Origin of the sequence: Parendozoicomonas sp. Alg238-R29 (assembly GCF_947331445.1) — a bacterium.
Taxonomy (GTDB): domain Bacteria; phylum Pseudomonadota; class Gammaproteobacteria; order Pseudomonadales; family Endozoicomonadaceae; genus Sansalvadorimonas.
The window spans coordinates 24,836-37,034 of record NZ_CAMZOG010000045.1 but is presented as its reverse complement, the minus strand read 5'-3'; the positions used below and the strand labels follow the sequence as shown (position 1 = coordinate 37,034).

General features: G+C 46.7%; 14 protein-coding genes and 2 tRNA genes. 3 read left to right on the top strand and 13 right to left on the bottom strand.

Annotation, left to right across the window (positions count from 1 at the left end):
• Window positions 1-312 precede the first annotated feature (312 nt).
• The 3 genes from QMA35_RS12510 to QMA35_RS12500 form a co-directional block, all read right to left on the bottom strand.
• Window positions 313-1,338, bottom strand: coding sequence for a thioredoxin domain-containing protein (locus QMA35_RS12510; protein ID WP_281647486.1), 1,026 nt, complete (start codon window positions 1,336-1,338; stop codon window positions 313-315).
• Between the two features lie 78 nt (window positions 1,339-1,416).
• Complete coding sequence (locus QMA35_RS12505) at window positions 1,417-1,920, bottom strand: GAF domain-containing protein (protein ID WP_281647485.1); 504 nt, start codon at window positions 1,918-1,920, stop codon at window positions 1,417-1,419.
• Window positions 1,921-1,931: 11 nt separating this feature from the next.
• Entirely contained in the window at window positions 1,932-3,056 is a 1,125-nt protein-coding gene (locus QMA35_RS12500; RefSeq protein ID WP_281647484.1) for a radical SAM protein, read from the bottom strand.
• Window positions 3,057-3,173: 117 nt separating this feature from the next.
• On the opposite strand from QMA35_RS12500, the gene QMA35_RS12495 reads away from it, so the two are divergent.
• The gene (locus QMA35_RS12495) at window positions 3,174-3,980 is read left to right on the top strand and encodes a transporter substrate-binding domain-containing protein (protein ID WP_281647483.1); all 807 of its coding nucleotides are present in this window, start codon (window positions 3,174-3,176) and stop codon (window positions 3,978-3,980) included.
• Between the two features lie 12 nt (window positions 3,981-3,992).
• On the opposite strand, the gene QMA35_RS12490 is transcribed toward QMA35_RS12495, so the two are convergent.
• From QMA35_RS12490 to QMA35_RS12480, 3 genes are all read right to left on the bottom strand, one after another.
• Window positions 3,993-4,256, bottom strand: a complete 264-nt coding sequence (locus tag QMA35_RS12490) for a hypothetical protein (RefSeq protein WP_281647482.1) — start codon at window positions 4,254-4,256, stop codon at window positions 3,993-3,995.
• Between the two features lie 148 nt (window positions 4,257-4,404).
• Window positions 4,405-4,481: transfer RNA gene (locus tag QMA35_RS12485), tRNA-Val, on the bottom strand.
• A gap of 32 nt (window positions 4,482-4,513) precedes the next feature.
• A tRNA-Val gene (locus QMA35_RS12480) sits at window positions 4,514-4,590 on the bottom strand.
• Window positions 4,591-4,798: 208 nt separating this feature from the next.
• Here QMA35_RS12480 and QMA35_RS12475 point away from each other — a divergent pair.
• Window positions 4,799-5,080, top strand: a complete 282-nt coding sequence (locus QMA35_RS12475) for a helix-hairpin-helix domain-containing protein (RefSeq protein WP_281647481.1) — start codon at window positions 4,799-4,801, stop codon at window positions 5,078-5,080.
• Window positions 5,081-5,508: 428 nt separating this feature from the next.
• Entirely contained in the window at window positions 5,509-5,832 is a 324-nt protein-coding gene (gene fdxA, locus QMA35_RS12470; RefSeq protein WP_281647480.1) for a ferredoxin FdxA, read from the top strand.
• A gap of 96 nt (window positions 5,833-5,928) precedes the next feature.
• Here the strand turns inward: fdxA and rpoS are convergent, their stop codons facing one another.
• From rpoS to kdsA, 7 genes are all read right to left on the bottom strand, one after another.
• Window positions 5,929-6,954 (bottom strand): RNA polymerase sigma factor RpoS, encoded by a 1,026-nt coding sequence (gene rpoS / locus QMA35_RS12465; RefSeq protein WP_281647479.1) that lies wholly within the window; start codon window positions 6,952-6,954, stop codon window positions 5,929-5,931.
• A gap of 116 nt (window positions 6,955-7,070) precedes the next feature.
• Complete coding sequence (locus QMA35_RS12460) at window positions 7,071-7,877, bottom strand: peptidoglycan DD-metalloendopeptidase family protein (protein WP_281647478.1); 807 nt, start codon at window positions 7,875-7,877, stop codon at window positions 7,071-7,073.
• 228 nt (window positions 7,878-8,105) lie between these two features.
• Window positions 8,106-9,032 (bottom strand): DUF368 domain-containing protein, encoded by a 927-nt coding sequence (locus QMA35_RS12455; protein WP_281647477.1) that lies wholly within the window; start codon window positions 9,030-9,032, stop codon window positions 8,106-8,108.
• Between the two features lie 18 nt (window positions 9,033-9,050).
• The gene (locus tag QMA35_RS12450; RefSeq protein ID WP_281647476.1) at window positions 9,051-9,713 is read right to left on the bottom strand and encodes a protein-L-isoaspartate(D-aspartate) O-methyltransferase; all 663 of its coding nucleotides are present in this window, start codon (window positions 9,711-9,713) and stop codon (window positions 9,051-9,053) included.
• An 84-nt stretch (window positions 9,714-9,797) separates the two neighbouring features.
• Window positions 9,798-10,889, bottom strand: coding sequence for a tRNA pseudouridine(13) synthase TruD (locus tag QMA35_RS12445; RefSeq protein ID WP_281647475.1), 1,092 nt, complete (start codon window positions 10,887-10,889; stop codon window positions 9,798-9,800).
• A gap of 6 nt (window positions 10,890-10,895) precedes the next feature.
• Window positions 10,896-11,183: a septum formation initiator family protein gene (locus QMA35_RS12440; protein ID WP_281647474.1), complete on the bottom strand. Its 288-nt coding sequence runs from the start codon at window positions 11,181-11,183 to the stop codon at window positions 10,896-10,898.
• A gap of 159 nt (window positions 11,184-11,342) precedes the next feature.
• Complete coding sequence (gene kdsA, locus QMA35_RS12435; protein WP_281647473.1) at window positions 11,343-12,197, bottom strand: 3-deoxy-8-phosphooctulonate synthase; 855 nt, start codon at window positions 12,195-12,197, stop codon at window positions 11,343-11,345.
• Between the last annotated feature and the right edge of the window lie 2 nt (window positions 12,198-12,199).

Sequence of the window (12,199 nt, the reverse complement as noted above, 5' to 3'; positions counted from 1 at the left end):
TCTTTAGAAGAGAAGGAAGCTAAGAAGCTGTCCGATCAGCGAGGCCGCCATTTTACCGTGGAAGCTGCCGGTGTCAAGTGATTCGTTTTTGCCAACCTTCAAAACAATCTCTTGCTAATCAATCAGTTAGAAACGACTCAACTTTGCTGCCGCTGGTCGTGACCGGTGACAACGAGGGCGCATTCTAATCACATTTTAATTTAGGTCAAGAACATTATTGAGATATACGGCATTTACCTAATATCGACGAATCACCAACAAAAAACCGGCAAGGTATCAACCTGCCGGTTTTTTATACAATCGGGTAAACGTTTAGTTAATGCCTGCCGCTTTGCGAATCGCAGCCCCAAGCCCATCAGCCAGATTTTCTGGCTGCAAAACTTTGCCATTAATAAAGAAGGCTGGAGTACCGGTAAGTCCTAAACGCTCAGCTTCAGCCTCTGAACGGGCAACCTTATTTTCTGGGCGATCACTGGTAAGACATTCATTATAAGCACTCATGTCTAGCCCAAGCCCCTCAGCTAGAGTCATCTTTGATCCCTCATTTAATGAGGATTGTTGACTGAAGGCTACCTTATTGTACTCCCAGAATTTGCCCTGCTCATCAGCACAAACAGCACCCAAGGCCACATCCCTGGAAACACCCGAACGGTTAATGGGGAAGTCCATATAAACCAGTCGAACCTTGTCACCAATATCTTCCATCAACTCATCCATTGCTTCCGCAGCGTTAGCACAATGAGGGCACTGATAATCAGCAAATTTCACAACTGTATATTGTGCTGATGTATTACCTTTCGATGGGAAGCCTTGCGTATCAATAACAGTCAACGGCGCTTCTGGTTCTGGCAACAGAACCTTCATACCCAGCTCATCACGCAGGCGATCAGTTAACTGTTCACGCTTTTGCTGCAAGTCCTGTCCGATAAGGAAATTATGAATCTGCTCTTTTACTTGCTCGTAAGGAGCAGGAATTCGATTTTTATTCTCTTCATAAAAGGCTTTCAGTTGCTCTTCAGAAGGTGAACTCAGCCCCATGACTTCCATCAGCACATCCTGACGGTCACGGCCACTCTCTTTCACCTTCTCTTGCACATACATCTCGCCAGCTGCACCAGAAATTATCTGATTCTGGCGACCCCAGGCTTCACGCCGAACTTCAAATAAAGCTCGGGCTGCAGCCGGTGGCAGCTGCTCAACAGAATACTCCTTACCCTGCATCGCCAAAACAGCCTGAGCAGCAGTATCACTTTTTACATTCTTGTCGAGATAAATAAATGTAGACAATCCACCAACGACCAGACCAAGCCCTAGAGCCAGAAGCACCTTTGGATTCATAATTTATTATTCACTGTTTTTATTAACCTCAGGAAATCCTAGGTAGCTCAGACTCCAGGGTCAACCCGGCAATACAATTCAGTACAATTTAGACAAGTGCAGATTGTCCTGAATTAACTCAACCAATCGGCATAAACCCGCTTCATCACCTTCTGTAAAACGGTTTTTAATTGGGCTATCGATATCAAGCACAGCAACCACTTGTTCACCACAAACCAAGGGAAGAACGATTTCACTCTGGCTGGCAGCATCACAGGCAATATGACCGGAAAATGCATCAACATCAGCAATACGTTGAATTTTGTTTTCACTGGCCGCCGTACCACACACTCCGCGACCGAGGGGGATGCGAGTACAAGCGGGCTGCCCATGGAACGGCCCCAGAACAAGTTGCTCCCCACCCTTCACCAGATAAAACCCGGCCCAGTTAATGTCCGGAAGAACCTGAAACAAAAAGCTTGAGAGGTTAGCCATCCCGGCAATAGGGTCAGCCTCCGCAGAAAGAAGCCCTTCCGCCAATTGGTTCAGCTCATGATAAAAGTCAGATACAGGCTGATCCTGATTAATTTCTATGGAAAACATGACTACATTACTCAGGAAAAATAATAAAAGTTATGGGATGAATAAGCAGTAACACGAGCAGCCGTTTGACCAGAAAGCACACGTTTTATTTCATGTGCTTCGTCATAGGCACGACTTTCAGGCTCTTTCGCCCCATCTGTAAACCAAGGCGATATATATACCCTATCTTCTGCGGTTAATTCCAGCGACTGTATAAACTGACATGTCGCTTCTTTATGAGCAGCAAAAAACTCTTCTCCAATAAAACCTGTAAGAACAGTTAGCCCAACTGCAACCCCAGCCTGTTTTAGCTGAAAAGCAAGCCCACGGGTTTTCTCCAACCTTCTACTTTTACCAATCCTTTCTCGCAAAACATCGGCTCCCGTTTCCAAGCCAAGAACAACTTGAACCAACCCTTTATCCCTGAGCACTTGCCATTGCTCAACCTTGCGAACCCCCATCCGATCAGCATCACCAAAGCACGACACGCCACGAGCAGGAAGTCCAAATAAGTGAACTATCCGATCAATTACAGATTCCAGCTGCACAAAAGAAAGAGCCAGAGCATTTGCGGAACCAAGGAAAATACCGTCACGACCGGCCACACCACCCGGAAAGAGTTGCTCCAACGAGCTAACAACCTCATTCCACCGATTCTGCTCAATTAAAGAGAAAGGCTTATCACGATAAAAAGCACAGAAAGAGCACTGCCCATTAGGACAACCCATTGTGATTGGTATAACCAGATCACGGTAACGATCGGGGGGAAGAACGGGCACACCTTCAGGGTAAGCCCGAAAATACACATCCTGTAACTGGTGATAAAAGTGATCAGGCAATTTTGTACAGCGCTCCAAAATTTGCGCGGTATGAGAACTTAAGCTGCCACAATTCTTACTGAGCATTTGGCGACACACGTTAGCTATTTCGCCATGAAAGAGTTGGACCTCATTCTGGGTAAAATCGAGAGCACCCTGTGAGGAGATGACTCTTCCATCCATACAGCGCCTATAAAACCTGCCATTCTTACGAAAAGCATTCCACTCTCCCCTTAGGCTCAAGCGAACAGAAACATCATCAACTGAAGACTCAAACTTGATCCCGTCCGACAATTCACGAACAAGCAATTTCGTATTAATACTTTTTGAGGGAGGCATAAATTTCACATTACAAATAACTATCAAAGAGCACGCAGCACACATACCTTTTGCATTAACTGGAACGACTGTGCAAAATATTCCTGATGTAGTATCAAAACAACACACAAGAGCTGCATGATCAGAAAAACACTCTGTATATTGATACAAACGCTCGCAGTCATTTTGGTTCAGCTTACTTCAACCAAAGTTATTGCAGAAACCTGCTCGTCACTCACAATGGCTGGCCCCCCAGACTTTCCGCCAGTTGTCTGGAGTGATTACCGCGAGACGCGAGGAGCCGCAAGAGATTTACTCGAGCAGGCACTCAACAAACAGGGAATAGAACTTAAAACAGATCATGTGGGAGGCTATCGTCGTGTTCTAAAGGCTCTGACCGATGGGCGGATTCAATTGATCACCGGTATTCCAAAAACACCAGAAACATCCGCAATTGCTACCTTCAGTAGTACTCCACTCTACATCCACAGCCTGACTGTTTTAACGAAACGCTCACATGGCAAAAAACCTCACAACTGGAATGACCTGCTTGAACTTAAGGGAGCCATGCCCGACCAATTATCCGTTGAAGAAATATTTCACAATCAGCAGAAACCCAAAAAGTTAATTCGAACCTTCACACCAAATCTAGCGCTGAAAATGCTGAAGATAGGACGGGTAGATTACACAATTTATCCCAACATTCAGGACGACCTTCTCGTATCGTTGCTTAATCTTGAAGGTACACTCGAAAAGCTCCCCCTCATAACCCAAAAGGTTCCGGTATTTGTCGCATTTTCAAAAAATATTGATTGCAGCATATCAATTCAGCAACTAAACACTGACCTGCAGAAACTTACAAAATCCGGGGAGGCGGAAAAGATATTGAATGACAGTTTATACAAATGGATGAGTTATCAACTCAAAAAACGGGAATCTTTATAACCTGTAGCAGGATCAGTGCTTTAGGTAACCAGGTAGAGAATCGAGAGACTTGCCTGACCCATTCATATTCTCTTCTGTCTTACGCTCATAATCCTCACAAATTGCAAGGTAGCGCTCAAGAACACTCTGAGGAAGATCCCTCCAGTTATAGTAGGTATTTTCAAGAGCGTGATGGAGAAGAATCTGACCAATAAAAGCAGCACGCCCATGGCCAGCATCCGCTGGATATAGCGCTTCAATTCCGTCCAGGATACGCTGTTTTTCTTGGCTGGCCATATCAACTCCCTGTATCCGCCATACCCGCTTAGTGTAGGCAGAATAGAGATAAAGGCCGCACCATATAGCTAAAATCTATTTAAACTCTAATTATTATCAGACTTTAAACGAAAAAAGCCTGCTTTCTATGAAAACAGGCTTTTAAAATTGGTAGGCAATACCAGATTCGAACTGGTGACCTCTTGGATGTCGACCAAGCGCTCTAACCAACTGAGCTAATCGCCTAAAATGCGCTTCTTTTTCCAATTCAAAAGAATTGGTAGACGGTACTGGAGTTGAACCAGCGACCTCCACGATGTCAACGTGGCGCTCTAACCAGCTGAGCTAACCGTCTACAGAAGACGTCGCGTAAGTTACCTTTCAGTTAGAAAAAACGCAAGTCCAACCAGAAACTTAAGGTATAGGGAATTACCCCAAAGCGTCAGATATACGTCACACATTTACTCCCGAAATGGACTTCCTTGCATACAGCCGCATCCTTAACTAGAACTTGAAAGGTAACAATACCCCTGATTCATTCAGGCACTACATGGAGGTTACCGATGTCACTCAAGAAGATTACTTCTGCGGCTCTGTTTTCATTCGCTTTACTATCCTCACCCACCTGGGCTAATGAAGCTCCACCAGCCAAGGTTAATATCAATACCGCCAGCGCCGAAACTCTCGATAAGGAGTTGAAATATGTTGGTGAAAAAACGGCCCAGAGAATCGTTGATCACCGCAAAGAGCATGGCGAGTTCAAAACCGTTGAAGAGCTGAGTGAAGTTCGCGGAATCGGTTTAAAAACGATAAAAGCTAACCGCGCAGTTATGACTACAAAGTAATAAAATACAGACGTGAAATTGTACAGATCACCTCGTTGTTGCAATTACAACTTGTGATAACGAGGCGGTTCTCCAAAAATCACATTCCCCTGCCATATAAAGACCATTCTGTTCAGCACCAAGTAACACCCTCTAACTCCAAGCGCGAATATCACTGGGGGCAAGCAGAACCAGCAATCTATGCACCCTCTTTTAAATAGAATTTCGCACCAAACAGGCTTAGCGGTCATAAGCTTATGACCGCTAAGCCTAATAAGCCAAGTTCTACAGGCTATGACCCAAAGATGTGAGCTGATAATATAGCGTCGCAAAAAGCCAGTGGGCACAATACGTATACGGAAGTGATACCAAATCCGCTACGAGTGCTCCGCAATGGCACTAAAATGACAATGCCTGAGTCCTGATGAACTGAAAATGGAGTATCTGCCATGGCTTTCGTAGTGGGTGATAACTGCATCAAGTGCAAATACACAGACTGTGTAGAAGTGTGCCCTGTTGATTGTTTTTACGAGGGTCCAAACTTTCTGGTCATTCACCCCGATGAGTGTATAGACTGCGCGCTTTGCGAACCTGAGTGCCCAGCCAACGCTATTTTTTCAGAAGATGAAGTTCCGGAAGATCAGCAGGAGTTTATTGAACTCAATGCCGAGCTGGCAGAAGTGTGGCCAAACATTACTGAGAAAAAAGATTCATTACCTGATGCTGAAGAGTGGGATGGTAAGGAAGGAAAGCTGGAGCATCTCGAGCGTTAATTCCTTCCTTCAAACACCAATTATAAAAAAGCCATGGCTACCAAGTAACCATGGCTTTTTATTTTCAGGGAGTTCAACTGAATCCGTTAACCACGCTCAATTACCACTGAACAGCGAATCGCTGGTTAACCCCTGCTTTTCAAGAATCAGGCGCAAACGCTTGAGCGCTTCAACCTGAATCTGTCTGACACGTTCCCGGGTTAAACCAATCTCTCTGCCTACCTCTTCTAAAGTACTGGTTTCATAGCCTCTTAAACCGAATCGTCTGGCAACCACTTCCCGTTGCTTCTCAGATAATTCACACAGCCATTTATCAATACTGGTATTCAGATCGCTATCCTGCAGAAGAACTGCGGGATCACTCTCACGAATATCAGAGATAGTATCAAGAATCGATTTATCAGAATCATGCCCCAAAGGCGTATCAACAGATGTCACTCGCTCATTCAGACCAAGCATACGCTTGACGTCATCAACAGGCTTGTCGAGCAGCTCTGCAATTTCTTCCGGGGTAGGATCATGGTCCAGTTTTTGAGTCAGCTCCCTGGCTGCCCGCAAATAAACATTCAGCTCCTTAACCACATGAATGGGCAGACGAATTGTCCGGGTCTGATTCATAATCGCCCGTTCAATAGTTTGTCTGATCCACCAGGTTGCGTAGGTTGAGAAACGGAAGCCTCTTTCCGGATCGAACTTTTCTACCGCTCTGATTAAACCGAGGTTACCCTCCTCAATCAGATCAAGTAGAGAAAGCCCGCGGTTTACATACCGTCGGGAGATCTTCACTACCAGCCGCAGATTACTCTCAATCATACGTCGGCGACCAGCTTCAACCCCTTTACGGGCAAGGCGTGCAAAGTGCACCTCCTCTTCCGGTGTTAACAACGGGGAAAAGCCAATCTCATTGAGATACATCTGGGTTGCATCAAGAGATTTGTAGAAAGCATCTTCTTCCCGCACACGTGGTGCAGTGGAAGTCGCGCTTTTCTGCACTGTATTTTGCTGAGACGACTCCGAATCATTCCCGCTGACTTCTTTTGCCTGGCCTGAATCGAACTCCGTTTCAGTATCAGAACCTTGGCTCACCGCGGTTAATTCAGTCTCTTCCTTTTTTAGTGCCATAAGTGCCAGCCCTATTTAATTGGTCCCACTCACAGCCGAACAGCCCCTGGCTGTATCGACGACCTTGTTACAGGTCCGTCTTTTATATGCCCAACCGCTACTTCTTACTGATTACCTCATCGATTCGGCAAGAAAAGAAGAGGATCAACAGGCTTACCATCGCGCCGTATTTCAAAGTGCAGCTTTGGCTCGTTAGTCCCTGTAGAACCTAATTCGGCTATCTTCTGACCCGCTTTAACGGTGTCACCTTCGCTCACTAGAAGAGTTTTATTGTGAGCGTAAGCACTGAGATAGCTACTGTTGTGCCTAATAATTACCAGATTTCCATACCCTGTTAGCCCGGCCCCGGAATAAACAACCTTTCCACCCGCCGTTGCGTTAACAGGTTCTCCGATCCGACCAGCAATAGCAACACCCTTGTAGAGCTGCCCGGATGTAGAAAATCTGGCAATCACTTTTCCAGATGCCGGCCATTGCCAGCGAACTTTACCCCCAGAAACCGATTGTGCACCTTTGGTAGATATTGATCGTTTTTTGTTCGACGCGGACTCTACTCCTGTCGAGCGCGCTTGTGAAGAGGCAGCGACTGTTTTCTTTGGTGAAGGTTTCCGGGCAACAGTTTGTGTTCTGGCCTGGCCTCCCAATCGGAGCTTCTGACCGGGGTAAATTGTATAGGGAGCGCGTATACCATTAATGGCGGCTAACCTTTTGAATTCCTGACCATAACGCCAGGCAATGGTATACAGTGTTTCGCCTCTCTGGACGGTATGTGTTCCCCAGGTCACTGTGGCTGGCCTGGTGCGGGAAGAAATGGGAATATTCGATGGTGGAGATACACAGGAAGTCAGCAATAACAGGCACAGGCCAATGCTCATCATTTTTGAGCAAACACTCAAATGAAAAAACACTAACCTTGTGATCATCTTCACATCCTGTCGAATCACAGCCCCTCTGTGATTCTTACTTTTTAATTTCTATTGAATATAAAAAACAAACAAATACGAGCAAAAAAGTCTAAAAAAAGTGGAATACTCACCACTAATCCACACGTTTTGCTCTTGTATCGGCGCCAGTTTTAGACATGCAAGGATAAAATCCCTCACTTATCCCCAGCTAAAGTTCACATTCACACTACAAAAACAAACCGACACTTACTTATTGCGGGCTGCTATCCTGTCCACCCCAACCACAAGAACAATGGCAACCACCATGCAAGCAATTGCCGCCGTCAGCATCGAGGGTGCGGCATTAAGCTGCTCATAAGCGGCAGGTAGAACATTCTGTTGCAGAAGAGGAACCACCTCCCCATGACTGTTAACCCGGGTACTGATCACCTCTTTCCAGGGCCAAAGCTTATTCAAAGAACCAAGCATAAGGCCAACAAGAAAACCAAATGTAGCCACCCGCGCCTTCAGCAACAGCCATGACAAAAAATGAGAGAAGGTCAACAGCCCAGCCACACAACCAAGAGCCAGTACTGCCAGAACCGGAATATCCAAACCCTTCACTGCCATCATTACTGGTGCGTAATAGCCCAGCAGCAAAAGAATAAAACTCCCCGAGATACCTGGAAGAATCATGGCACAGATAGCCAGGGCACCGATTAAAAAGAACTCAACAAGGTTGGCATCTTGCCCTGCAGCAGGTATTCCTCCAGCAATCACCCATGCCCCCCCAGCTCCGATAACAAGAGTGACCAAGGAAACACCATTCCAGCGAATCTGTCGCCCCACATGCCAGGCGGAAATTAAAACCAGACCAAAGAAGAATGACCAAACCTGAATGGGATAATGCTCCAGCAACCAGGTAATGAGTCGCGCAAGAGTAAAAACACTGGTCAGAATTCCCGTAAACAAGGTCACCAGAAAGGTGCCATTAATATGCCTCCAGCATGCAGCAATCCCTTCACTGAAAAGAACTTTTAACGCGCCAGGACTACATTTTTTGAGACTATTTAACAGCTGATCATAAATGCCGGTAATAAAAGCAATAGTTCCCCCGGAAACCCCAGGGACAACATCAGCCGCCCCCATGGCCAGACCTTTACCGAAAAGAAAAAAAGTTGATTTCAAATTCATACACTGCCACAAAAGGAATTAGCGGATGACACCACTCAAGAGGGGAACAAAACGAACGGCTTCAAGATATTCCTTCTCAAACCCAGACTCTGTACGGGTAATGCGATAAAGGCCTTGCTCCTGGCCACCTACCGGGATAACCAGACGTCCACCTACGGCCAACTGTTGAAGTAACTCATCAGGAATATTTTCCGGTGCTGCAGTCACCAGAATACCGTTATAAGGTCCCTCTTCCGGCCATCCCATTCCTCCATCGGAATGGCGAAACAGAACATTATGAGCCTTGATCATTCGAAGTTTCTGACGGGCTCTAGCCTGTAAGGGTTGGATACGCTCAACAGTTCGCACGTCATCAACCAGATTGGCAAGAACGGCGGTTTGGTATCCGGAGCCCGTACCAATTTCCAAAACCTTTTTAAGGGGCCCCGCAGCCAGTAGAGCCTCGGTCATCCGAGCAACAATAAAGGGCTGGGAAATAGTCTGGTTATGACCGATAGGCAAAGCCGTATCTTCATAGGCTCGATGGGCAAGAGCTTCATCGATAAAAATATGGCGCGGGACAGAGCGAATACTGTCAATCACCCGATGACTGGTGATCCCCTGATCATACAAACGCTCAATCAGGCGATCACGGGTTCTCTGGGATGTCATCCCTATACCGGCCAGGTTTACTCCACCCATACCTAAATCCAACTCCTTCATCCCAAAGCCAGTCGCTTTATGAAAACATCTTCCTTATCCTAACTAACCTGCCACGACTATTCATCAAAGAGTCGGACTTTCTACGACAGAAGGTGTACGACAATCCAATAATTCATGAATGACGGATGTCGCATAACTCCCTTTATACAGGAAAAAACGCAACTCAAGGTCATCACCATCCAATGTCCATGATAAATTTTTAACCTGAGATACCAGCGACCTACGCTCCTGTTTCAGCCCTCGCCTCTCAAGTCCAACTGCAAACTCTGTGTTCTGACTGGCCGCGGCGCTCTCCAACTCTTCAATATGCCCCGCACAACCTGAACGTCCTTCACCCCAAAGTGGGCCGGTCGCCAGCAAAACACCCGTAGCAAAACGTTCAGCCACAGAATCGTCACGTCGATCAGGAAATATAAGAGAAGCCGAATCAGGGAATGTCAGCACATCACCGTCATCCATCTCCAGCCAGGTTCCAGACGCCACCCGCTCACCCAGCACGTCATTAAATATCTTTGATCGGGCCGCAGAAAGGGCAAAACCACGCTTTTCCCGGGCCAGCTTAATCTCCCCGGAAAACAGTTTTTCAGCCAGTATCAGGTTATGACCACCCCGCCCAAAACGCTGCTCACCAAAATAGTTAGGGACTCCACTCTTTTGTACAGCGTGCAGCAGACTTTCCAGACGACTGCGGTCACCTTTAAAATCCCGTAACCGGATAACAAAGTGATTGCCATCCAATGCACCCGTACGCAGCTTACGATCATGGCGAACGGCTTTTAGTAATTTCGCACCTTCTATAGTAGAGAGCTTTTGCTGCCATTCTTCGAATTCATTTTCAGGTGGCAAGCCAGGAATGCGCAGACTAAACCATTGCTCAGTGACCCCATGGCGGTCTTTCAAGCCGGCGTAACTCACATCCACAGACGGAATATCAGCCAGCCTGGCAAGCTGGCGCGCCAGCCATGACGTGTTCTGGTTAATCTTTTCTATTCGAAGAAAAAGATGCTCACCATGCCCCACAGGCTCAAAAGGTAGCTGCTCACGCACCTGAAAATCTTCAGGCACACTTTTAAACAGAGCAGACCCAGCACGGCCACCAAAGGCGATTGGCCAATCCAAAGATAAGGTTGAAGGAAATTCTTGAGAAGAGGGCATATCACATCAGTCCGGCATAAAGAAAAAGGTTTCGTTCTCACGCACCATACCTAATTCACTGCGAGCCAGGTTTTCCAGAGCATCCAGACCGGCCTGTTTTGCTCCCTTCTGCTGAAGAGCAACCACTTCAGCGGCCAACGCATCATTACGGGCTTGCATCAGGCTGTTTTTCTGCTGCTGTTCTTCCACCTGCTCATGCACACGCATCAGCTGAGCAAGACTACCCTCACCCACCCAAAGCTTAAACTGAAGCACAACAAGAAGAACTGACAGAACAATTGTTACCGGACGCATAAACCTCAATCAGCCACGCAAAACAGAACTTAGTTACAGTACATAACAACACTTTTCTCCGCTACCAAATTTCATTATTGGGCAATAGAAAGTTCAGCAACAGAAAGGGGAAGGTCGCAAAACCTTCCCCTTTATTCATAGCTTTAAAAAGCCAGAAGTTTATTTAGTATCCAGCTCTTCAAAGCCTTTAACCAAATCATCCAGAGCTTTCATCTGTTTCAGGAACGGATCCAGCTGGCTCAGACGCAATGCACTCGGGCCATCACAACGGGCTTTATCAGGATCAGGGTGAGCCTCGATAAACAAACCAGCAATCCCCAAAGCCAGACCAGCACGGGACAGTTCGGTTACCTGATGACGACGACCACCAGAAGCCGCACCGTTAGGGTCACGGCACTGAAGCGCATGGGTCGCATCAAAGATCAGGGGAGCACCACCGCTGACTTCAGCCATCGTGCGGAAACCCAACATATCAACAACAAGGTTGTCGTAACCATGGCAGGCACCACGCTCACAGAGCATGATCTTTTCATTGCCCGCCTCTTTAAACTTATCAACGATATTGCCAACCTGTGGCGGGCTCATAAACTGAGGTTTTTTAACGTTAACAACGGCGCCGGTTTCCGCCATAGCAACAACCAGATCAGTCTGGCGAGCCAGAAAGGCCGGCAACTGAATCACATCAGCCACTTCCGCTACAGGCTTACACTGGAAAGTTTCGTGTACATCGGTGATCACCGGACAACCGTAGGCATCCTTAATCGCCTTAAGAATCTCCAGACCTTTGTCCATACCGGGGCCACGATAGGAAGCCACAGAAGAACGATTAGCCTTATCAAAAGACGCCTTAAAAACGTAAGGGATACCAAGTTTGTTGGTCACCTCCACATAATGCCCGGCAATTTCCAGAGCCAATTCCTTAGACTCAAGAACATTCATACCACCAAACAACACAAAAGGCTTGTTGTTGGCAACTTCGACACCGTTAGGCAGCGCAATGGTTTTATGTTGCATCA